Source organism: Belnapia mucosa (assembly GCF_016775475.1).
Classification (GTDB): Bacteria; Pseudomonadota; Alphaproteobacteria; order Acetobacterales; family Acetobacteraceae; genus Belnapia; species Belnapia mucosa.
Map to the genome: position 1 here is coordinate 510,371 of NZ_JAEUXJ010000004.1, position 20,910 is coordinate 531,280.

Sequence of the window (20,910 nt, forward strand, 5' to 3'; positions counted from 1 at the left end):
CGCGTGAACAGCGAAGCGAAAATCCTGAGCGCCGCAGGCGAGGCTCGCCGGCCGAGGACGGTGATCCGGCCGACGCGGCCCTTCCTCGGCTCCGTCCCCGACGACCTGGCCTCCCTCGCCCGCTACACGGGCCTGTTCCGCGCCATGACCGCGACCCGGATGAAGATCCGCTACCGGCAATCGGTGCTGGGCTGGCTCTGGGCCGTGCTGCAGCCCCTGGTGCTGATGCTGCTCTATGCCGCGATCTTCTCGCATGTCGTCGGCTATGACACGGCGCCGGTGCCCTACCCGCTCTATGTCATGGCCGGGCTGCTGCCCTGGAGCTTCTGCTCGACCGCGATGAGCACCGCGGCCGGCGGGATGCTGTCCCACCAGTCGCTGATGGCGAAGGTCTATTTCCCGCGGGAGATCGTGCCGCTGTCCTATGTCGCGGCGGCGCTGTTCGATTTCCTGGTGGCGCTGCTGGTGCTGCTGGGCATGCTGCTGCCCTATGGGATGCCGATCTCGCCCTGGGCGCTGTCTGCCATTCCGGTCATCGCCATCCTGACCCTGCACGCCTCGGCGCTCTGCCTGCTGCTCTCTGCGGTGCAGGTGCGCGTCCGCGACATCAATGTCACCCTGCCGCTGATGCTGCAGGTGCTGATGTTCACGGCGCCGGTCGTCTATCCCGCCGCGGCGGTGCCGGCCTGGTTCCGCCCGTATTACTGGGCCAATCCGCTCGCCATCCTGGTGGACGACTTCCGGCATGCGGTGCTGGAAGGCCAGGTGCCGTCGGCTGGCGGCCTGGCCTATTGCGCGGTCACGGGCGCCGCCTTCTTCCTCTTCGCCTATTGGACCTTCAAGCGGCTGGAGGCGAAGATCGTTGACGAGATGTAGCCAATCGCTGATCGCGGGATCCGAAGCATGATCGATGTGCGCGTCAGCAAGGTCTCGAAGCGCTTCCGGGTGCCGGATCACGGCCAGGGCCGGCGGCGCCTGTTCGGCCTGCTGCCCGGGCAGGAGCCCTTCTGGGCCCTCAGGGATGTGAGCTTCGAGATCCGCCGTGGCGAGGCGCTCGGCGTCATCGGCCCGAACGGGTCGGGCAAGACCACGCTGATCAAGCTGCTCTCGGGCATCACCGCGCCGACCGAGGGCGAGATCGAGATCAATGGCCGGCTGGCCTCGCTGGTCGAGGTCGGCGCCGGCTTTCAGCCGGATCTGACGGGCCGGGAGAACATCTTCCTCAACGGCGCGATCCTCGGCATGAACTACCGCGAGATCGCGCGCAAGCTGCCGAGCATCGTCGACTTCGCCGAGATGGGCAGCTTCCTCGACGTGCCGGTGAAGCGCTATTCCTCGGGCATGTTCGTGCGGCTCGGCTTCTCCATCGCCGCGCATCTCGATGCGGATATCCTGCTGCTGGACGAGGTTCTGGCGGTCGGGGACGTCGCCTTCCAGGCCCGCTGCTTCCAGCGCATCGAGGAGCTGCGGCAGGCGGGCAAGACCGTGCTGCTGATCTCGCACGACCTGGCGGCCATCGAGCGGATATGCAGCCGGGCGATCCTCCTCAGCCGCGGGCGCATCCTGCAGGATGGCGATCCGCGCGACGTGGTCGAGGCCTACCAGGCTTCGGTCCAGGGCCTGCTCGCGCAGGATCACAGCGAGGCGCCGGGGCCGATCACCGTGACCGGGCTGACCTTCGGCACCGATGGCACCGGCCCGGTCGCAACCGGCAAGCCCTTCCGCTGCTGCCTGTCCTACGAGGCGCGGGAGCCGCTGGAGGATGTCGTGGTGCGGCTGTCCTTCAACTGGCCGAGCGGGTACCTCTGCACGGAACTATCCGCCGGGCCGGGGCTGCGGCTGGAACAGGGGCCGGGGCAGCTGGAATTCGATTGCCCGATGCTGACCATGCAGCGCGGCCTCTACAGCACCGACCTCACCATCGAGAGGCGGGGCGAGGTCTTGCTGTCGCGCCCCCGCTGCCTCATGCTGCGCGTGGGCGCCGGGACGGTTGTGCGCGGCGATTTCTACCTCGAGCACAGCGCCCGCATCCGCACCCCGCCGCTGACCACCTCGGCCTGATCCCCATGCCAGGGGGCCTCGATACGGTGCCCTTGCCGGTCGCCCTGGGCGCGGAGGTTCGGCTCTGGCATGCCAAGCTGGACATCCCGGATTGGCAAGCATGGCTTCCCCTGCTCTCGGCCGAGGAGCAGGGCCGCGCGCAGCGCTTCGCCTTCGAACGCGATGCCCGGCGCTATGTCGCCAGCCATGCGGCGCTGCGATCGGTGCTCGGGTCGCTCCTCAGCCTGCGGCCGGCCGACCTGGCCTTCCAGACCGAAGCCGGTGGCAAGCCCGTGCTGGCGGAGGGCGGCCGGGGGCTGCAGTTCAGCCTCTCGCATGCGGAGGAGCTGGCGCTGATCGGCGTCGCGGCGCGGCCCCTCGGGGTGGATCTCGAATGGCTGGCAGCGCCGCTGGATGTCGAGGCCCTGGCCGGGTCGGTCTTCTCTCTGCGGGAGCGCACGGTCTTCGCACAGGTCGCGCCCGGGATGCGGCGGGAGGTCTTCCTGCGCGTCTGGACCCGCAAGGAGGCGATCCTGAAGGCGACCGGGCAAGGTCTTGCCATCCCGCCGCCGGAGGTCGAGGTGCTGCTGGCACCGGACGACGCCATGGGATGCCAGGTCGCCCTTCCCTGCTGCAGGTCCCGCTGGCAGGTCGAGACCGTGCTGCCGGCGCCCGGCTATGTCGGTGCCGTGGCCCAGGCTGCGGAACAGCCGCGGCTCTAAACTCCCCCGACCAGGCGGCGTTGGCACCGGACCAGTGCAGCGGAAGGGCGATAGAATGGATCCGGCAAGATTGGTGCTGGGCGCCGAGGGCATCGAAGCCACGCCCTTCGAGATTCCAGGCGCGACCGGCGGGCCGTTCCTGGTGCAGATCCTCAACGAGGACACGGCGAAGGGCGTCGTCACCACCATCGTCCACCTGCCGCCAGGCGGCCGCATCCCGGCGCATTTCCATCGCGCCGGTCCCGAGATGCATTACGTGCTGGAAGGCGACCTGATCGAAGCCGGCCAGTCGCTGGGCGTCGGCGCCTTCCTGACCCATGCCCCGGGCGTCGTGCATGGCCCGCATGAGAGCCGGGGCGGGGCGAAGGTGCTGACGGTGCAGCAATGGCAGTCGCGCGACGGCCGCTTCGACTTCCACCCGGCGGAGGAGCAGGCGGAGACACGGGCGGAGCCACCGCCCGGCGGCACCGCCGCCGCTGCCCTGCCGCCGGACCCGACGGCGCCCAATCCGGACACGAAAGACGCCGAGCAGGCGACCGGCTGAGGCGCAGCCATCAGGTGCGGGAGTTCATGCGGCTGGGGGCGGCGCCCTCCTGCGCCAGGAAGCGCAGCAGCTCCGGCGTGCCGAGGACCGTCTCCAGCGCCCCTTCCAGCCGTTGGACGACCGTGCTGGTGCCGTCGCCTTCTTCGACGGGGTGAGGAGCGAAGCGGCCGCGGCAAGCCACCGGTAACAAAGTCCCGCCCGGGGGGTGGCCAGGGGCGCGACGGGCCCGCATCATGGCGGCCAAGCAATACCCGCCCGGGAGAAAACGTGTCGCCCATGCTCCGCCGTCATGCCCTCGCCCTCGGCGCCGCCGTCGCGGCCAGTCCCTTTGCTGCCCGTGCGCAGCAGTCCGGGGCTGATGCCTGGCCCAGCCGCCCCGTCACCATCCTCGTGCCCTTCGTCGCCGGCGGCCCCTCCGACACCGTTGCCCGCGTGATCGCGCAATATGCCGGGCAATCCCTCAGCCAGCCGGTGGTGGTCGAGAACCGCGCCGGGGCGAATGGCGAGGTCGCGTCCCGCCTGCTGGCCCGGGCGCAGCCCGATGGGCATACGCTGCTGGTCGGCTCGATCGGCGTCTTCGCCATCAATGCCGCGCTGCGGCCCAATCTCGGCTACGACCCGCTGGCCTTCTCCCCCATCACCCTGGCGGTCACCACGCCGAATGTCCTGGTGGTGAATCCGGACAAGGTGCCCGCCACCGATCTGCGCAGCCTGATCGACTGGCTGCGGCGGAATCGCGGCCGCACCAGCTATTCGACCAGCGGCGTCGGCTCCTCCGACCAGATGACGATGGAGCTCTTCAAGCAGCTCACGGATACCGACCCGACCCATGTGCCCTATGCCGGCGGCGCGGCGGCCGCGACCGACCTGATCGCCGGCACGGTGGAGCTGAGCTTCCAAAATCTCGGCACGGTGGCGGCGCATATCCAGGGCGGGCGGCTGCGCCCGATCATGGTCACCAGCGCCGAGCGCCATCCGGTGCTGCCGGGGGTGCCGACCGCCGCCGAAGCGGGGATGCGGGATTTCGTCGTGACCTCCTGGCAGGCGCTGATGGCCCCGCCCGGCATGCCGGCGCCACTGGTCCGGCGGGTGCATGCGGCGGCGACCGAGGCGCTGCGCCACCCCGAGGGACGCCAGCGGCTGGAGCAGATCGGCTTCACGATCGAGGCGAACTCACCGGAGGCCTATGCCGCCTTCCAGCGCGAGGAGGTGGAGCGCTGGCGGAAGGTGATCCAGACCGCAGGCATCAAGCCGGAATAGCGCCCAGCTGGGAGCCGTCAGGGCGTGAGCACCACCTTGCCTATGGCGGCCCGCCCCTCGACGATCCCCAGCGCCTCGGCGAAGCGGTCGAAGGGGAATTCCGCCTGGACCAGCGGGGCGATCCGCTCCTCCTCGAACAGCCGGAACAGCGCCGCGAAGCCCTCGGCGACGCGGCGCCGGGCGCGGGCGCTCGGCGGCTGCCGCGCCCAGCCGGTGTAGTAGCCCCAATAGACCCCGATCACCGCGATGTTCTTCACCAGCAGCAGGTTCGCGGGCACCTGCGGGATCTCGCCCGAGGCGAAGCCGATCGCCAGCAACCGGGCCTCCGGCGCCATGCAGCGCAGGGATTGCGTGAAGGCGGCGCCGCCGACCGGATCGAAGACCACATCCACGCCGCGCCCCCCGGTCAGGGCCAGCACCTCCTCGCGGAACTCGCCTGGCGCCACGGCATGCGCCGCCCCGGCATCCAGGGCGGCCCGGCATTTCTCCGGCGTGCTGGCGCAGGCGATGACGCGTGCACCGAGCGCCCGGCCGAGCTGCACCGCGGCTAGGCCGCTGGCGCCGGCCGCACCATGCACCAGCAGGGTCTCCCCGGCCTCCAGCCGCGCCTCGGCGACGAGCGCGGTATAGGCGGTGCCGTAGATGGTCGGGAACAGCGTCGCCGCCGCGAAGCCAAGGCTGTCCGGAATTGCGCAGGTGACCTCGGCGCGCGCCACCGCCTGTTCCGCGAAGCCGCCCCGCGGCAGGGCGGCCATCACCCGCTGGCCCGGCGCCAGGCCGGTCACGCCCGTCCCGCAGGCAAGCACGGTGCCGGCCACCTCGGTGCCGGGGATGAAGGGCGGCTCGGCCCGGTTCTGATGCTGCCCGGCAATCGCCAGGATATTGGCGAAGCTGACGCCCGCGGCCTGCACCGCGATGCTGACCTCGCCGGGGCCCGGGACCGGCGCGGCCACCTCCTCGACCTGCATGTCGCGGTAGTCGCCATGGCGGCGGCACAGGATGGCGCGCATGGCTGGCCTCATTCCATGCTGGTGCCGGACAGCCGCACCACGGCGGCCCATTTCGCCGCCTCGGCCCGCACCAACTCGCCGACCTGGGCGGGGGAGAGGTCCGGGGTGGGATCCACGCCCAGCTCCCGCAGCCGCACCAGCAAGGCTTCGTCCTGCAGCAGGGTGTTCACCGCCCGGTTCAGCCGGTTTACCACCGCGGCCGGCGTGCCGGCCGGGGCGAAGAAGGCATACCAAGAGCCGACGTCGAAATCCGCGAGGCCCTGTTCCTGCAGCGTCGGAATCTCGGGCAGCGCGTTGGCGCGCTGCGCCGTCGCCATGCCGACCGGCCGCAGGGCGCCGCTGCGGATATGCCCGGCGCTGGTCGGCAGTGGATCGAAGCCGAAGGTCAGCCGCCCGGCCATCAGATCCACCAGCATCGGCCCGGAGCCGCGATAGGAGACATGCGGCAGGTCGGCGATGCCGAGGCGGGCGCGCAGCAGCTCCCCGGCCAGATGCGTGACCGAGCCGCTCCCGGCGGAGCCATAGGTGAAGGCCTGGCCGGGCTGGCGCAGATAGGCCGTGAGCGAGGCCAGATCCGTCACCGGCAGCGAGGGATGGACGACGAGGACGATCGGCGTGGTCCCGACCTGCGCCACGGCGACGAAATCCCGCACCGGGTCATAGGGCGCGGCGCGTTGCAGCGCCGGGTTCACCCCCATCGCGGAGACGGTGGCGAAGATCAGCGTATGGCCATCGGCCGGCGCCAGCTTCACGGCCTCGGCCGCGATGTTGCCGCCGCCGCCGGGCCGGTTCTCCACCAGGAAGCGCTGGCCGAGCGCGCCGGACAGCCGGTCCGACATCAGCCGCCCGACGACATCGGTCGGCCCGCCCGGCGCGAAGGGCAGGACCACGCGGACCGGGCGGGCGGGATAGGCTTCCTCGGCCCGTGCCGGGCCGGCCAGGCCCAGCAGCGCCAGCGCGAGCGCCAATGCCTTCCTCATGGATGCTCTCCTGCGGGGGATGCGGGCGGAAGCTGGCCGTGGCGGCCGGCGCCATCGGCGAAGCGGCGGGCGCCATCACCAGCCTCGGTGGCGCGGGCGGCGGCGGAGATCTGCGTCTCCCGCGCCAGGGCCTCGGCCAGCGGCAGGTCCAGCCCGGCATAGAGCGAGGCGCGGTCGGCCCGCATGGCGCCCTGCGGGAAGCCGGCGATCAGCCGGGCCAGCTCCGTCGCGGCTGCCAGGGCGCCGCCGCGCGGCGCCAGCCGGTCGGCGAGGCCGATGTCGCAGGCCTCCTCCGCCGGCACCTCGCGGGCCGTCAGCAGCATGTCGAGCGCCCGGCCCTGGCCGATCAGCCGCGGCAGGCGGATGGTGGTGCCATCGCTCATCGGCACGCCCCAGCGGCGGGACAGCACGGCGAAGCGCGCGCCCTCGGCCGCGACGCGCAGATCGCAGCGCAGGGCGAGGCCGAGCCCGCCGGCGCAGGCATAGCCCTCCACCGCGGCGATCAGCGGCTTGGAGAGCAGATCGTGGCAGGGCCCATCGGGATCGCCGGCCCAGGGCGGATACATCGCGCCATCGGCCAGGGCCTTGAGATCGGCGCCGGCGCAGAAGCTGCCGCCAGCACCGGTCAACACCGCCACCCGGCTGGCCGGATCGGCATCGAAGGCCCGGAAGGCCTGGGTGAGCGCCGCCGCGGTGTCGTTGTCCACCGCGTTGCGCCGTTCCGGCCGGTTGATGGTGATGATGGTGACGACGCCATCCCGCGCCACCAGCACCTTGCCGCCGGCGAGTTCCAAGGGGCCGCTCATGCCGCGGCCTGCCGCACGACGCCGCAGTCGAGCAGCGCGGCGATCTCGGCGGCGGTCAGGCCCGCTTCCTTCAGGATGGCGGTGCTGTGCTCGCCGCAGCCGGGCACGCAGCGGGGCGCCGCTGGCGGAGCTTCGCCGGGCAGCCGCGGGACCGGCACCGTCAGGCCGAGCGCGGGGAGATCCAGCGAGGCGAAGAGGCCGATCGCCGCTGCCTGCGGATCCGCCAGCAGCGCGGCATGGTCCTGGACCGGGCCGCAGAGCACGTCCTCCCGCGCGAAGGCGGCGATCCACTCCGCCGTGCTCCGCGCCGGCAGGCACCGGGCAGTTTCGGCATTGATCTCCGCCGCCCGTTCCAGCCGCTGCTGCGCCGTGGCGAAGCCGGGATCCTCCAGCCAGGTTTGGACGCCAAGGGCGCGGGCGATGCCGGCGAACATGCGCTCCCCGACGCAGGAGAGGTTGATATGGCCATCCGCCGTGGCGAAGACGCCGATCGGGGCGCCGAGCGGCGCGGCCGGGCCGGTGGCGTCGCCCATCGCCTGTTGCAGGGCGCGGTCCAGGATCGGCGCCGCCTGCAGCGCCGCGGCGACTTCCAGCAGCGACAGGCTGATGCGGGCCCCGCCGCGCCCGGTGGCCCGCCGGTACAGCGCTGCGGCGACACGCTGCGCCGCCTGGACGCCGGCCACCACATCGATCAGCGAGAAATCCACCCGCCGCGGCGGGTTGCCCGCGCCGCCGACCAGGGTCATCAGCCCGGTATAGCCTTGCAGGATGGTGTCGGTCGCCGGGCGCCGGGCCCAGTCGCCAGTTGTGCCGAAGCCGGTGATGGTGACATGGATCAGCTCGGGCTTCTCGGCCCGCAGCGCCTCGGCGCCGATGCCCAGCCGCTCCGCCACCCCGGCACGGAAATTCTGCACGAGGACATCGGCGCCGAGCGCCAAGCGCCGTAGCAGGGCACGTCCCTCGGGCTTCGCGGCGTCGATGCAGATGCTGCGCTTGCCCTGGTTCGGCACCAGGCCGAAGGCGGTGTTGTCGCCGTAGCGGGCGCCGATATGGCGCGCCCAGTCGCCCTCCGGCGGCTCCACCTTCACCACCGTGGCGCCCTGCAAGGCGAGCATGCCCGCGCAGGACGGGCCGGCAAAGCCCTGAGATACGTCCAGCACCGTCACGCCCCGGAAGGGCGGTTCTTCGTTATCGGCGTCCATCGGCGCCTCCTCCACGAGCAGGAGGCTACATACTACTCGGTATGTTAGCAAGTGCTCCGGTGTAGCAGCCCACCGAGGACGAAATCCGCGAGCTCCGTCGCAATGGCCGCGCGATCTGCCCGGCGCTGGCGCGGCCGCGGCTGGTACCAGCGGGAGGTCCAGTTCAGCGCCCCCAGCAGTGGTTTGCTTGCCAGGCGCGGGTCGACCTTGCGGAAGACGCCGCGGGCCACGCCTTCCTCGATCACGGCGACATAGAGCCGTTCATTGGCGTCTCGCAGCGCCACCAGCTCCTCCAGATCGGCCCGCTCCGCCGCGGTGGTGCGGACCATCAGATGCATCTCGAGGCCGAGCGCCGCCACGCGCAGATCCGGCAGGTGTTCCATGATGAGCATGGCATGGGCGAAGGCCATGGCATGCAGCCGCTCGGCCGGCGGCGCATCCGGCGCGGCCCCGGTCAGCGCCACCCGGGTGCGTTCCATCGCGCGCCGGTGCACGGCGAAGAACAGGTCCGACTTGCTGCGGAAGTGGTAGTAGACGCTGCCCTTGGTCAGGCCGAGCGCGGCGCAGATGGAATCGATCGAGGTGGCGGCGAAGCCGAGCGTCATGAAGGCTTCGGCCGCTGCATCCAGGATCTCCTCCCGCCGCGAGGGCAAGCTTTCCACGGCATCCGTCGCCCGTCCCGGTTTCGCGCCCATGCCCTGCCCACAAGCCCTTTCGACATACCGGGTAGTATAGTAGCCTGCGCCGCGGCCCTGGCAAAGACCGGCAGGCGGGAGGAAGAAGAGGATGGCAGGACGTCCCTTGCAGGGCTTGCTGGTCGTCAGCCTGGAACAGGCCCTGGCGGCGCCGATGGCGAGCTGCCGCCTGGCCGATGCCGGGGCGCGCGTCATCAAGGTCGAACGGCCGGGCGCCGGCGACTTCGCCCGCGGCTATGACAGCGTGGTGGATGGCGAGAGCGCCTATTTCGTCTGGGCGAACCGCGGCAAGGAATCCATCGCGCTCGACCTCACCCGACCGGAGGATGCGGCGCTGCTGCACCGCATCCTCGCCGGCGCCGATGTCTTCATCCAGAATCTCGGCCCGGGCGCCGCGGCGCGGGCCGGCTTCGGCGACGCGGCACTGCGAGCCGCGCATCCCCGCCTGATCACCTGCGCCATCAGCGGCTACGGGCCGCAGGGGCCCTATGCCGGGATGCGGGCCTATGATCTGCTGGTGCAGGCCGAGAGCGGCATCGCCTCAGTCACGGGCACGCCGGAGGCGCCGGGCCGCATCGGCGTCTCGGCCTGCGATGTGGCGGCGGGCCTTGCCGCCCATGCCGCCATCCTCGAGGCGCTGTTGCAGCGCGCCATCACAAGCGAGGGTTCGGCCATTCATGTCTCGATGTTCGCCGCCATGGCGGAGTGGATGGCGGTGCCGCTGCTGCACCATGCCTATCGGGGCACGATCTGGCCCCGTGTCGGCCTCTCGCACCCGCTGATCGCGCCCTATGGCGCCTTCCCCGCGGGCGATGGCCAACTGGTGCTGGTGGGCGTGCAGAACGACGCCGAATGGCAGCGCTTGGCGGAGGGCGTGCTGCGGCGCCCGGACCTGGCGGCACGGGAGGAGTTGCGAGCCAATACCGGCCGGGTGAAACACCGGGCGGAGGTCGACGCGGCCGTCGCGGCCTGGCTGGGCGGGCGGATGGCCGATGCCGCGATCGCGGAACTGACCGCGGCCGGGATCGCCTGCGCGCGGGTCAACGACGTGGCCGGCCTCGCCCGCCATCCACAGCTCGAGATGATGCCCGTGGCCACGCCGGCGGGAGAGGTGATGGTGCCGGTGCCGCCCGCCCGGCATGCGGATGCGCCGCTGTCGACCGGCCGAGTGCCGGCGCTGGATGCGGATGGGGCGACCATCCGCGCCGAATTCACCGCCTAGGCCGAGGCAGGCTCCCCCTGCCGGGATGCGGCAAGGGTCCGCAAGGTGTGGCGCGCGATCATCGCCTCCTCATTCGTCGGAATGACGAGCGCCCTCACCCGGCTGCTCGGCGCGCTGATCACCATCTCCCCCCGCGCATTGGCCGCCGGGTCCAGCACCAGGCCGAGCCAGGCCAGCCTTTCGCAGGCCGCGGCGCGGATCGCCGGCGCATGCTCGCCGATGCCGGCGGTGAAGACGATCCCGTCCAGCCCACCGAGCGAAGCCGCCAGCGCCGAGGCTTCGCGCGCCAAGCGGAAGACGAAGAGCTCCACCGCCTCCCGCGCCGCCGCCGTATCGCTCGCCAGCAGGTCGCGCATGTCGCCGGATAGGCCGGAGACGCCGCGCAGGCCGCTCTCGTGATAGAGCAGGTGCTCGACCTGCGCCGCCGACAGCCCGTGCCGCTGCTGCAGATGCAGCACCGCGCCAGGATCGAGGCTGCCGCTGCGCGTGCCCATCATCAGCCCATCGAGCGCGGTGAAGCCCATGGTGGTGTCGAGGCTCCGCCCGTCCCGCAGGGCGCAGAGGCTGGCGCCATTGCCGAGATGCGCGGCGACCACCCGGCCGGCAGCGAGATCCGGCGCGGCCTCCCGCAAACGCTCGGCGATGTATTCGTAGGACAGGCCGTGGAAGCCATAGCGGCGCACCCCCTCCTCGGCGAAGCGCCGGGGCAGCGGCAGGCGGGCGGCGACCGCGGGCATGGTGCGGTGGAAGGCGGTGTCGAAGCAGGCCACCTGCGGCAGGCCGGGCCGCAGGGCGGCAATGGCGCGCATCGGCGCCAGGTTGTGCGGCTGGTGCAGCGGCGCGAGCGGGGAGAGCGTCTCCAGCCCCGCCAGCACCACCGGCGTGACCAGGGCCGGCCCGGCATGCAGGTCCCCGCCATGCACCACGCGATGGCCGACCGCAACCAGCCGCTCGGTGCAGAGATGCGCCTCCACCCAGGCAAGCAGCGTGTCCAGCAGCGCCTCATGCGGCAGCGCCGCGCCGTCCGGCCAGCGCCGCTCCTCCAGCATCGCGCCGGCGGCGTCGTGCGCCAGGAAATGCGGCGCCGTGCCGATGCCCTCGATCGCGCCTCGCACCACCGCGCGCGAGGCCTCGGCCGCACCGGCGATCTCATGCAGGGCGAATTTGAGGCTGGAGGAGCCGGCATTCAGGGTCAGGACGGCATCGGGCATGGCGTCAGCTCCCCAGATTGGGCGCGGCCAGCCGCGCCCGCGCCATCAGCACCGCCACCGCGCAGGAAGCGATCCGCGTCCGCTGCGCATCGGCCCGGCTGGTGAGCACGATCGGCACCCGCGCACCGAGCACCACGCCGGCCGCATCGGCGCCGGCGAGGAAAGTAAGCTGCTTAGCCAGCATGTTGCCGGCCTCGAGATCCGGCACCACCAGGATATCCGCGAGGCCGGCGACCGGAGAGGTGATGCCCTTCTGCCGCGCCGCCTCCGGGCTCACCGCATTGTCGAAGGCGAGCGGTCCGTCCACGATGCCGCCGGTGATCTGGCCGCGCTCGGCCATCTTGCACAGCGCCGCCGCCTCCAGCGTCGAGGGAATGGCCGGGTTCACCGTCTCCACCGCCGAGAGGATGGCGACCCGCGGCTCGGCGATGCCCATCACCTTGGCGAGGTCGATGGCGTTCTGCACGATGTCGCGCTTCTCCTCGAGCCTGGGTGCGATGTTCACCGCGGCATCGGTCACCAGCAGCGGGCGCGGATAGGCCGGCACATCCATGACATAGACATGGGAAAGGCGCCGGCCGGTGCGCAGCCCGGTTTCGGCCTGCACCACCTCATGCAGCAACTCATCGGTGTGCAGTGAGCCCTTCATCAGCATCTCGGCCTCGCCGGCCCGCACCAGCGCCACCGCCTGCGCCGCCGCGGCATGGCTGTGCGGCGTCGGCACCAGGCGGAAGCCGGAGATGTCCGCCCCCGCCGCCTCGGCCGCGGCGCGGATCTTCGCCTCGGGCCCGACCAGGATCGGGGTGATCAGCCCCGCCGCCGCGGCCTCCACCACGGCAGCGACCGCGACCGCGTCGCAGGGGTGTGCCACCGCCATCGGCACCGGCCGGTCCGCGGTGGCATGCGCGAGAAGGTCGCGGAAGCGCTGGTGGCGGGTCAGCCGTACCTCCGGCAGTTCCACCCGTGGGCGGCGCACCGTCTCGGTCGGCGCCTGGACCTCGGCGATGCCAGAGACGACTTCCTTCCCGTCCTGGTTCACGCAGCGGCAGTCGAAGACGATGCGGGGCCCGTGCTGCGGCCGCTTCTCGCGCGCCGTCACCGTTGCGGTGATGGTGTCGCCGATGCCGACAGGCGCGCGGAAATGCAGGTCCTGCGACAGGTAGATCGTGCCCGGCCCCGGCAGCCGCGTGCCCAGCACCGCGGAGATCAGCGCGCCGCTCCACATGCCATGGGCGATGACCTTGTGGAACAGGTCGGTCTCGGCATAGGCGGGGTCGAGATGCGCCGGATTGACGTCGCCGGAGGCGACGGCGAACAGCTCGATATCCTCCCGCGCGAGCTGGCGTGTGAGGCTGGCGCTGTCCCCGACCATGATCTCGTCGAAGGTGCGGTTCTCGATCAGCGCGGCAGCCGCGTTGCGCAGGCCATTCATGGCTTTGCCCTATCCAGTGATGCGGCGCGGGTCAGTCAGGCCGCGCGGACGTATTGGCCCGGCGCCGGCTCGAGCGGCGGCAGGCCGCGCTCCGGCGCGCCCATGGGTGGCGGTGCGGTCAGGCTGCCGGACTGCGCCGCCAGCCAGCCGGCCCATTCCGGCCACCAGGACCCCTCGCGCGGCGGGGTGTGCGCCAGCCAGGTCTCGGGGTCGCGGTAATTCGCGCCATGGGGCCGCTCTGCGACGCGGAAGCGGCGATGCGGATGGCCGGGCGGCGAGACGATGCCGGCATTATGCCCGCCGGTGGTCAGGAGGAAGGTCACCTCGGCATCGGCCAGGAGGTGGATCTTATAGACCGACCGCCAAGGTGCGACATGGTCCCATTCCGTGCCCAACGCGAAGATCGGGACGCGGATGTCGTTCAGCGCCACCGGCCGGCCGCCGACGCGGTGCCGACCCTCCGCCAGGTCATTGTGCAGGAACAGCCCGCGCAGATATTCGCTGTGCATCCGATAGGGCATGCGCGTGCCGTCGGCATTCCAGGCCATCAGATCGTTCATCGGCTGCCGCTCGCCGAGCATGTATTCGCGCACCAGCCGCGACCAGATCAGGTCATTGGAGCGCAGGATCTGAAAGGTGCCCGACATCTGCTCGGAACCGAGCGTGCCGCTCGCCCACATCATGTCCTCGAGGAAGGCGACCTGCGCCTCGTTGATGAAGAGCATCAGTTCGCCCGCCTCCTCGAAATCGGTCTGGGCGGCAAGCAAGGTCAGGGTGGCGAGACGGTCATCGCCATCGCGCGCCATCGCTGCGGCCGCGATCGAGAGCAGCGTGCCGCCGAGGCAATAGCCGAGCGCATGGACCTTCCGTTTCTCACCGCAGATCGTGCCGATGGCATCCAGCGCTGCCATGACACCGAGGGTGCGATAATCGTCGAGGCCGAGATTACGATCCGCCGGCCCCGGATTGCGCCAGGAGATGGCGAAGACGGTATGGCCCTGCCGCACCAGATATTCGATGAGCGACCGGCCGGGCGAGAGGTCGAGGATGTAGTATTTCATGATCCAGGCCGGCACGATCAGCACCGGCTCTGGCCGCACCTGATCGGTCTGCGGAGTGTATTGGATCAGTTCGATCAGCGCGTTGCGGAAGACGACCTGGCCGGGCGTGACGGCCAGGTTGCGTCCGACCGCGAAATCCTCGGTGCCGGCGGGGCCGCGGCCATCCATCAGGCGAGCCGCGTCGTCGGCCCAGTTGAGGAAGCCTCGGACGAGGTTGGCGCCGCCATCGGTCATCGTGCACTCGATCACCTCCGGATTCGCCCAGGGGAGGTTGGAGGGCGAGAGGGTGTCGAGAATTTGCCGCGCTGCGAAGGCGACCGCGTCCTCATGCTGGCGGGTGACGCCGCGCAGGCCGGTCGTCGCCTCCCGCCACCAGGTCTCGGCGGCGAGGAAGGATTGCTGGAACAGGTCGAAGGGCGGCCGGCGCCAGCCCTCATGTCCGAAGCGGCCATCGCGCGGGTCGGGCGGGAAAGGCGGCGGCAGCTCGGCGCCCACTGCGCGGCCGGCGGCATAGGCGGCGAGGTCGTATCCTCGGCGCAGCGCATGGTCGGCCAGGCGCAGCCGCAGGCCCGGCGCCCAGGCGAGATGCGCCGCCCAATCCATCCAGGCCCCGACCAGTGCCGCGGGCGAAAGCCCCCCGGTCCCGCGGGCGAGGCGGGCGCGCAGCGCGCGATCCAGCACCTCCGTCCAGACCGGGGGTGCCTCCCCCTGCCCTGCTGGCTCGGCGGCCGGGACGAGGGGTGGCGTGGGCAGCGGCGTCCGTGGGGCGGGGGATTGCGCGGGTTTCGTCCCTGCCCGGCCGCGCGAGGCGGCCGGCTTCGGCGGGCTGGTCAGGGCTCCTGGCATCTCTTGTCTCCGTGCTGAGGCGCGGGCCGGGGCGATGGCTAGGTCGTGGCCTGGGCGATGGCGGCGCGGAAGCGCAGCAGCGCCACGGCCAGCACCAGCGCGCCGATCAGGCCGGTGGCGAGGAATTGCGGCCAGACGATGCCGAAGCCGGCGCCGCGATAGAGGATGGCCTGGGCGAAGGCCACGAAATGGGACGAAGGAAAGGCGCTCATGATGACCTGGAGGGCGAAGGGCATGCTCTCGAAGGGCGAGTTGCCGCCGGAGAGCAGGTTCATCGGCAGCACCACCAGGATGAACAGCAGGCCGAGCTGCGGCATGGAGCGCGCGACGGTGCCAAGCAGCAGGCCGATGGCGGTGGCGAAGAACAGGTAGAGCGCCACGCCGAGCAGAAACAACGAAAGGGACCCGGCGATCGGCATGCCGATCACCTCATGCACCACGAACCAGAGCGAGAAGCCGGTGGCGAGGGTGATGACCAGACCATTCGACCACAGCTTGGCCAGCGCGATCTCCAGCGGCGAGACCGGCATGACCAGCAGATGGTCCAGCGTGCCGTGCTCGCGCTCCCGGATCACCGCCGCACCGGCCAGCAGCACCGCCAGCATGGTGATGTTGTTGATAACCGCCACGACGCCGGTGAACCAGGAGGACTCGTTGTCCGGGTTGAAGGCGATCCGCATCTGCAAGGCGACAGGGGCAGCCGGATCGGCCTTGAGGAAGGCCGCAATCTCCTGCGCCAGGATCTGCTGCAGGTAGCCCGCGCCGATCCCGGCCTGGGACATGGCGGTGGCATCGACATTGAGCTGGATCTGCGGCTGGTGGCCGGCGATCAGGTCGCGCTGGAAGTCCGGCGGGATGTCGAGCACGAAGGTGTAGCGGCCGGTATCCATCAGCCGGTCCAGCTCATCCGCGGCGATGGCCTCCGGCGGCTTGAAATGCGGCGGCAGCAGCGCCTCGCGCAGGCGCAGGGAGAGCGGCGAGCGGTCCTCGTCGAGGATTCCGACCGAGGCGTTGCGCAGCTCGAAGGAGATCCCTGTCGCCTGGGAATAGACAGCGAGGCTGAAAGCATAGATCACGAAGAACAGCAGCACCGGATCGGCGGCGAGGCTCCGCAACTCCTTGATGCCGAGCCAGAGTATATTGGCAAGGCGCCGCATCTCTCAGCGCTCCTGCTTGCGCAGCGCGGCGATGCTGAGCGCGGTCAGCACCGGGATGAAGGCGGCCAGGGAGAGCAGGGTCGGCAGCAGGTCCCGCAGGCTGAGCGCCTTGGTGAAGACGCCGACGCTGGCCCGGAGGAAATAGGTGGTGGGGAAGAGGCTGCCGATCACCGCCGCGCCGCCGGTCAGCGCCGAGACCGGCACGATCAGGCCCGAGAATTGCTGCGCTGGGACGGTGGTGAGGATGGCGGTGCCGAACAGCGCGGCGATCTGGGTGCGGGTGAAGGCCGATATCAGCAGCCCGATGCCGGTATTGGCCGTGACATAGAGCAGCGCGGCGATCGTCAGCGCGGCCAGGCTGCCCTTCAGCGGCACACCGAAGACCAGCACCGCCGTTGCCACCAAAAGACTGTAATTCAACATCGCCAGCAGGATGTAGGGCAGCTGCTTGCCCAGCAGGAATTCATGGCGCCGCGTCGGCGTGACATAGAGATTGGTGATCGAGCCCAGCTCCTTCTCCCGCACCACGCCGAGCGCCGTCAGGATGGCGGGAATGAAGACCAGCAGGATGGCGATGGTGCCAGGCACCATGGCATAGAGGCTCTTGAAGTCCTGGTTGTAGCGGAAGCGCGTCTCCAGCGATGCAACCGGCGGACTTTCTATCCGGTTCAGTCGCTGCGCCAGGCTGCCGAGATAGCCCTGATGCACCCCCTGGACATAGCCCCGCACCGTCTCGGCGCGGAAGGGCATCGCGCCGTCGATCCAGGCCGCCACCTCGGTTGGCCGGCCGCGGATCACGTCGCGGCCGAAGCCGGGCGGAATCTCGATCGCGAGCCGCAGCTCCCCATTGCGCAGCCGCCGCTCCAGCGCCGCGGCATCGGCGATGGGTGGGTGTTCGATGAAGTAGCGGGAGCCCGTATATTCCTGGATATAGCTGCGGCTCTCCGGCGTGTTGTCGCGGTCCAGCGCGGCGAAGCTCAGCCCCTCCACGTCCATGGTGATGCCGTAGCCGAAGACGAGCATCAGCAGCATGGTGCCGAACAGGGCGAAGCCCAGCCGCACCCGGTCGCGCAACAGCTCCAGCATCTCCCGATGGGCGATGGCGAGCAGGCGGCGCAGCCCGGGCGCCATGGTCCTGGCCGTGGAGGCCGGCGGCGCAGGCGTCGCCACGGCGGCGGCCACGTCCCCGCCGGCCACCTCCTCCAGATACGCAACGAAGGCCTCGTCCAGGCTGGCGGCGCCGCGGGCCGCGACCAACGCCGCAGGAGCGTCGGTCGCCAGGATCCGCCCGGCATGCATCAGGGAGATGCGGTCGCAGCGGGCCGCCTCGTTCATGAAATGGGTGGAGACGAAGATCGTCACGCCCTGCCGGCGGGACAGATCGACCAGCAGCTCCCAGAAGGCGTCGCGCGCCACCGGATCGACGCCCGAGGTCGGCTCGTCGAGGATCAGCATCTCCGGCTCGTGCAGCACCGCGACCGCGAGCGAGAGGCGCTGGCGCAGGCCGAGCGGCAGCGCGCCGGAATTCGCCTCGAGATGGTCCGCCAGGCCGAAGCGCGCCACCAGCTCCTCGATGCGGGATCGCGCCTTCGCCCGCGGCAGGCGGAACAGCCGGGCATGCAGCTCCAGATTCTGCTGCACCGTCAACTCGCCGTAGAGCGAGAAGGATTGCGACATATAGCCGACGCGCCGCCGGGATTCCGGATCACGCGCATCCACTGGCCGGCCGAACAACCGTGCCTCGCCGGTCGTCGCCGGCAGCAGGCCGGTCAGCATCTTCATCGTGGTGGTCTTGCCGCAGCCATTGGAGCCGAGGAAGCCGAAGATCTCGCCGCGCCCGACCGCAAGATCCACATGATCCACCGCGGTGAAGCTGCCGAAGACCTGGGTGAGGCCACGCGCCTCGATCGCCGGCGCCGCCTCGCTCGGCTCCGCGCGCGGTGGGATGACGAGGCGCTGGTGGCCGCGGCGACGGGCCTCCGGCAGCAGGGCGATGAAGGCATCCTCCAGCGTCGCCGCGCCGGCCTGGGCCCTGATGCCGGCCGGGGTGCCGGTGGCCAGCACACGGCCGGCATCCATGGCCACCAGCCAGTCGAAGCCCTCCGCCTCCTCCATATAGGCCGTCGCCACCAGCACGCTCATGCCCGGCTGCTGCGCGCGCATCCTGCCGACCAGTTCCCAGAATTGCCGGCGGGAGAGCGGGTCGACCCCGGTGGTCGGCTCATCGAGGATTAGCAGCTCCGGGTCGTGCACCAGGGCGCAGCAAAGGCCGAGCTTCTGCTTCATCCCGCCCGAGAGCTGCCGCGCCGCGCGGTCGCGGAAAGGGGCGAGGCCCGTCGCGGCCAGCAGCGCGGCGATGCGCGCCTCCCGCTCAGCGCGCGCCTGGCCGAAGAGCCGGGCGAAGAAATCCACATTCTCCTGCACGCTGAGATCCGGGTAGAGATTCCGCCCCAGCCCCTGCGGCATATAGGCGATGCGTGGACAGGCGGTAGCGCGATGCGCTGCGTCGGCCATGTCGCCGCCCAGCACCTGCACCCGCCCGGCCTGCACCTGCCGCGCGCCGGAAACCAGCGCCAGCAGCGTCGATTTGCCGACCCCATCCGGCCCGACCAGCCCGATCATCTGGTCGGTGGGAATGGCGAGCGTCACCCCGTCCAGCGCGGCCACCTGGCCGTAGCGTTGGGTCACGCCATCCAGCGCCGCGACCGGCGCCGTTCCGGGCTGGAGGCCGCCGAGCCTGAGGTCGAGCAGCGTCACCGGCCAGCGGCCTGCGGCACCCTCGGCCCGGCCGCCAGCCAGGCCGGCCAGGCCGCCGCCGGGTCGAGCCGCACATAGCCCATGCCGGGCAGGCCGGTCCGCACTTGTGCCGCATGCTGGCGGAGCAGGTCGCGGTCCACGCTCAGCTTCACCCGGAACATCAGCCGCTCGCGCTCGCTGCGCGTCTCCACCTGCTTCGGGGTGAATTGCGCCTGGGGCGAGACGAAGGTGACACTCGCGGGGATGACGAAATTGGGGACCGCATCGAGCAGGATGCGCGCCTCGGTCCCGGGCGGCAGGCGGCCCGCCTCCGCGGTGGGCAGGAACACCGTCATGAACACATTGGTGACGTCGAGCAGCGTCAGCACCCGGCCGCCGGCGCCGAGCACCTCGCCGGGCTGGGCAAGCCGGTATTGTACCGGACCGGTGACGGGCGCGACGAGGATGCTGTCGGCGATCTGGGTGCGGATCCGCTCGGCCGCCTCATCCGCGGCCTGGATGGCGTGCTGGGCTTCGAGGATCTGCGCGGCGGCGGCATTCAGCCCTGCCTGCGCACTGTCCCGCGCGCCGAGGCGCTGGTCCAGAAGCTCCCGGGTCGACCAGCCGGATTGCACGAGGCTGCGGGTGCGATTCAGCTCCGCCTCGGCCAGGGTGAGCTGGCTGCGCTGCTGCGCGGCTACGGCCTGCCGTGCCTCCAGGCTGCGCCGCGCCTGCTGCGCCTGGGCCTCGGCCTGGCGCAGCGCCGCTTCGAGCTCGCGCGTGTCCATGCGGGCGAGCACCTGCCCGGCCTGCGCCATGTCGCCTTCCTGAACCAGCACCGCCGCGATGCGGCCGGCGAATTTGGTCGCGACCTCCACCGGCTGGGCCTCGATGCGGCCATTGCCGGAGGCGAAGCCGGGCGGCAGGGCGCCGCGCTGTTGCATCTGCCACCAGTACCAGCCGCCACCGGCAGCGCCGGCGACAAGCAGCAAGAAAGCCAGGCCAGTCGCGATGCGGCGCCCGGTCCTGCCTCGCCGGGCGGCGGGCGGGGCAGTCTCCGGGAAGGCCGGCGGCGTCGGTGGGGTGGCAGGGACCAGTGCCCGCGCTTCGGTGTCCTGCACCGCCGGCGCCGGCTGGCTCTCCTGGCGGGTCTCTTCGATCATCCAAGCTGTCCCGATCCGGTGCGCCCGGGGCAATGCCATGCGCGGCGGTGGCGAGCCTTGATCTAGCGCAAGCGGATGGGCCGGTGCGGCCATGCCGACAGCCGGCCACCCTTCGGCGGCTATTTCGCGCCTCAGCTGAGATAGGCCTTGAACTTGGTCGCCTGGGCTGCCAGATAGGCGCCCCGCTGCAGTTGAGGCTCTTTCGGGGGCTGCCGCGATGGGGCTTGACGGCAGATCTGGCAAAGACCACCTCAAGTATTTGCTGCGCAACAGAACCCATTAAAAGGTCCAGGCGACCGGATCTTGAAGTCAGGAGCCTGGGCTTCCAACTGGATGGTCTGCTGCAAGGTGGTTTTCTTGGGAGGCCTGAGCAATCGGGTCTTGACGGTGGATCTGAAAAGCTCCATTTGAGGCGCCCGCCGCAGGGTGGGTTGCTTCCGAGAAGATCCATCGATTGGGTCTTGAAGTTGGCGCCGAGAAGCGCTACTTGAGTGATCCACCGCTGAGGCGGGGTGGCACCCTCGGGTGTCGCTGGAGGTGGCCGAAGGTTGATGGCGGCTTGTCCGCCTTGCCCCGGACGTCTCCCGTTCTTTTAAAACTGCATCTGGTTTTCTGGAAGTTTTGATGGCTTTGTCGTTGTTTGGCGCGGTTGCGTTGGATGGCTGATGGGGTTTCATCGGGAGTGGTGAGTGGAGCCTGGAGGGCGTTGTCTGCTGTGGTTCTGGCTTTGGCTGGGGCTGCGGGGGATGAACCTGAGAGTTTGATCCTGGCTCAGAGCGAACGCTGGCGGAATGCTTAACACATGCAAGTCGCACGGGGGCTT

18 protein-coding genes and 1 rRNA gene are annotated in these 20,910 nt (G+C 70.8%); 7 read left to right on the top strand and 12 right to left on the bottom strand.

Annotation, left to right across the window (positions count from 1 at the left end):
* Nucleotides 1-3 precede the first annotated feature (3 nt).
* From JMJ55_RS13390 to JMJ55_RS13405, 4 genes are read left to right on the top strand one after another with little or no spacing between them, the layout of a single operon-like run.
* Nucleotides 4-876 (top strand): ABC transporter permease, encoded by an 873-nt coding sequence (locus tag JMJ55_RS13390; RefSeq protein ID WP_202826040.1) that lies wholly within the window; start codon nucleotides 4-6, stop codon nucleotides 874-876.
* Between the two features lie 27 nt (nucleotides 877-903).
* A complete protein-coding gene (locus JMJ55_RS13395; RefSeq protein ID WP_202826041.1) occupies nucleotides 904-2,061 on the top strand; it encodes an ABC transporter ATP-binding protein in 1,158 nt (385 codons plus the stop codon).
* A gap of 5 nt (nucleotides 2,062-2,066) precedes the next feature.
* Complete coding sequence (locus tag JMJ55_RS13400) at nucleotides 2,067-2,762, top strand: 4'-phosphopantetheinyl transferase family protein (RefSeq protein ID WP_202826042.1); 696 nt, start codon at nucleotides 2,067-2,069, stop codon at nucleotides 2,760-2,762.
* A gap of 55 nt (nucleotides 2,763-2,817) precedes the next feature.
* Nucleotides 2,818-3,306, top strand: a complete 489-nt coding sequence (locus JMJ55_RS13405) for a cupin domain-containing protein (protein ID WP_202826043.1) — start codon at nucleotides 2,818-2,820, stop codon at nucleotides 3,304-3,306.
* Between the two features lie 10 nt (nucleotides 3,307-3,316).
* Here the strand turns inward: JMJ55_RS13405 and JMJ55_RS13410 are convergent, their stop codons facing one another.
* Nucleotides 3,317-3,487 (bottom strand): hypothetical protein, encoded by a 171-nt coding sequence (locus JMJ55_RS13410; RefSeq protein WP_202826044.1) that lies wholly within the window; start codon nucleotides 3,485-3,487, stop codon nucleotides 3,317-3,319.
* A 95-nt stretch (nucleotides 3,488-3,582) separates the two neighbouring features.
* Between JMJ55_RS13410 and JMJ55_RS13415 the strand changes: the two genes are divergently transcribed.
* Nucleotides 3,583-4,566, top strand: coding sequence for a Bug family tripartite tricarboxylate transporter substrate binding protein (locus tag JMJ55_RS13415; RefSeq protein ID WP_202826045.1), 984 nt, complete (start codon nucleotides 3,583-3,585; stop codon nucleotides 4,564-4,566).
* A 17-nt stretch (nucleotides 4,567-4,583) separates the two neighbouring features.
* Here JMJ55_RS13415 and JMJ55_RS13420 read toward each other — a convergent pair whose 3' ends face one another.
* From JMJ55_RS13420 to JMJ55_RS13440, 5 genes are read right to left on the bottom strand one after another with little or no spacing between them, the layout of a single operon-like run.
* A complete protein-coding gene (locus JMJ55_RS13420) occupies nucleotides 4,584-5,576 on the bottom strand; it encodes an NADPH:quinone oxidoreductase family protein (RefSeq protein WP_202826046.1) in 993 nt (330 codons plus the stop codon).
* A gap of 8 nt (nucleotides 5,577-5,584) precedes the next feature.
* On the bottom strand, nucleotides 5,585-6,556 hold the full coding sequence (locus JMJ55_RS13425; RefSeq protein ID WP_202826047.1) for a Bug family tripartite tricarboxylate transporter substrate binding protein: 972 nt from the start codon (nucleotides 6,554-6,556) through the stop codon (nucleotides 5,585-5,587).
* Nucleotides 6,553-7,362 carry a crotonase/enoyl-CoA hydratase family protein gene (locus tag JMJ55_RS13430; protein ID WP_202826048.1) on the bottom strand — a complete coding sequence of 270 codons (810 nt, stop codon included), beginning with the start codon at nucleotides 7,360-7,362 and terminating at the stop codon, nucleotides 6,553-6,555. Before JMJ55_RS13430 ends, JMJ55_RS13425 begins: the two co-directional genes overlap by 4 nt.
* On the bottom strand, nucleotides 7,359-8,564 hold the full coding sequence (locus tag JMJ55_RS13435; protein WP_202826049.1) for a CaiB/BaiF CoA transferase family protein: 1,206 nt from the start codon (nucleotides 8,562-8,564) through the stop codon (nucleotides 7,359-7,361). Before JMJ55_RS13435 ends, JMJ55_RS13430 begins: the two co-directional genes overlap by 4 nt.
* 44 nt (nucleotides 8,565-8,608) lie before the next feature.
* Entirely contained in the window at nucleotides 8,609-9,226 is a 618-nt protein-coding gene (locus JMJ55_RS13440; protein WP_202826050.1) for a TetR/AcrR family transcriptional regulator, read from the bottom strand.
* A gap of 124 nt (nucleotides 9,227-9,350) precedes the next feature.
* Between JMJ55_RS13440 and JMJ55_RS13445 the strand changes: the two genes are divergently transcribed.
* Complete coding sequence (locus JMJ55_RS13445; protein WP_202826051.1) at nucleotides 9,351-10,481, top strand: CaiB/BaiF CoA transferase family protein; 1,131 nt, start codon at nucleotides 9,351-9,353, stop codon at nucleotides 10,479-10,481.
* Here JMJ55_RS13445 and JMJ55_RS13450 read toward each other — a convergent pair.
* Genes JMJ55_RS13450 through JMJ55_RS13475 form a run of 6 tightly spaced genes read right to left on the bottom strand, consistent with a single transcriptional unit; the run spans nucleotide 10,478 to nucleotide 20,087 of the window.
* Nucleotides 10,478-11,692, bottom strand: a complete 1,215-nt coding sequence (locus tag JMJ55_RS13450) for an acetate/propionate family kinase (protein WP_202826052.1) — start codon at nucleotides 11,690-11,692, stop codon at nucleotides 10,478-10,480. The two genes, JMJ55_RS13445 and JMJ55_RS13450, sit on opposite strands and share 4 nt — an antisense overlap.
* Before the next feature lie 4 nt (nucleotides 11,693-11,696).
* A complete protein-coding gene (locus JMJ55_RS13455; protein ID WP_202826053.1) occupies nucleotides 11,697-13,124 on the bottom strand; it encodes a bifunctional enoyl-CoA hydratase/phosphate acetyltransferase in 1,428 nt (475 codons plus the stop codon).
* Nucleotides 13,125-13,159: 35 nt separating this feature from the next.
* Nucleotides 13,160-15,031: a PHA/PHB synthase family protein gene (locus JMJ55_RS13460; protein ID WP_202826054.1), complete on the bottom strand. Its 1,872-nt coding sequence runs from the start codon at nucleotides 15,029-15,031 to the stop codon at nucleotides 13,160-13,162.
* Nucleotides 15,032-15,069: 38 nt separating this feature from the next.
* Nucleotides 15,070-16,188 carry an ABC transporter permease gene (locus tag JMJ55_RS13465; RefSeq protein ID WP_202826055.1) on the bottom strand — a complete coding sequence of 373 codons (1,119 nt, stop codon included), beginning with the start codon at nucleotides 16,186-16,188 and terminating at the stop codon, nucleotides 15,070-15,072.
* 3 nt (nucleotides 16,189-16,191) lie between these two features.
* Nucleotides 16,192-18,945, bottom strand: coding sequence for a ribosome-associated ATPase/putative transporter RbbA (gene rbbA, locus JMJ55_RS13470; protein ID WP_328702630.1), 2,754 nt, complete (start codon nucleotides 18,943-18,945; stop codon nucleotides 16,192-16,194).
* Nucleotides 18,942-20,087 (bottom strand): HlyD family secretion protein, encoded by a 1,146-nt coding sequence (locus tag JMJ55_RS13475; protein WP_236033660.1) that lies wholly within the window; start codon nucleotides 20,085-20,087, stop codon nucleotides 18,942-18,944. The genes rbbA and JMJ55_RS13475 overlap by 4 nt, the downstream gene beginning before the upstream one ends.
* A 748-nt stretch (nucleotides 20,088-20,835) precedes the next feature.
* Between JMJ55_RS13475 and JMJ55_RS13480 the strand changes: the two genes are divergently transcribed.
* Nucleotides 20,836-20,910, top strand: a 16S ribosomal RNA gene (locus JMJ55_RS13480); the annotation flags it as partial.

Bases quoted from the DNA above. Each gene is read 5' to 3' on its own strand.
- JMJ55_RS13395 (WP_202826041.1), top strand. From the start codon at position 904: ATGATCGATGTGCGCGTCAGCAAGGTCTCGAAGCGCTTCCGGGTGCCG.
- JMJ55_RS13400 (WP_202826042.1), top strand. From the start codon at position 2,067: ATGCCAGGGGGCCTCGATACGGTGCCCTTGCCGGTCGCCCTGGGCGCG.
- JMJ55_RS13405 (WP_202826043.1), top strand. From the start codon at position 2,818: ATGGATCCGGCAAGATTGGTGCTGGGCGCCGAGGGCATCGAAGCCACG.
- JMJ55_RS13415 (WP_202826045.1), top strand. From the start codon at position 3,583: ATGCTCCGCCGTCATGCCCTCGCCCTCGGCGCCGCCGTCGCGGCCAGT.
- JMJ55_RS13420 (WP_202826046.1), bottom strand. From the start codon at position 5,576: ATGCGCGCCATCCTGTGCCGCCGCCATGGCGACTACCGCGACATGCAG.
- JMJ55_RS13425 (WP_202826047.1), bottom strand. From the start codon at position 6,556: ATGAGGAAGGCATTGGCGCTCGCGCTGGCGCTGCTGGGCCTGGCCGGC.
- JMJ55_RS13430 (WP_202826048.1), bottom strand. From the start codon at position 7,362: ATGAGCGGCCCCTTGGAACTCGCCGGCGGCAAGGTGCTGGTGGCGCGG.
- JMJ55_RS13435 (WP_202826049.1), bottom strand. From the start codon at position 8,564: ATGGACGCCGATAACGAAGAACCGCCCTTCCGGGGCGTGACGGTGCTG.
- JMJ55_RS13445 (WP_202826051.1), top strand. From the start codon at position 9,351: ATGGCAGGACGTCCCTTGCAGGGCTTGCTGGTCGTCAGCCTGGAACAG.
- JMJ55_RS13450 (WP_202826052.1), bottom strand. From the start codon at position 11,692: ATGCCCGATGCCGTCCTGACCCTGAATGCCGGCTCCTCCAGCCTCAAA.
- JMJ55_RS13455 (WP_202826053.1), bottom strand. From the start codon at position 13,124: ATGAATGGCCTGCGCAACGCGGCTGCCGCGCTGATCGAGAACCGCACC.
- JMJ55_RS13460 (WP_202826054.1), bottom strand. From the start codon at position 15,031: ATGCCAGGAGCCCTGACCAGCCCGCCGAAGCCGGCCGCCTCGCGCGGC.
- JMJ55_RS13465 (WP_202826055.1), bottom strand. From the start codon at position 16,188: ATGCGGCGCCTTGCCAATATACTCTGGCTCGGCATCAAGGAGTTGCGG.
- JMJ55_RS13475 (WP_236033660.1), bottom strand. From the start codon at position 20,087: ATGATCGAAGAGACCCGCCAGGAGAGCCAGCCGGCGCCGGCGGTGCAG.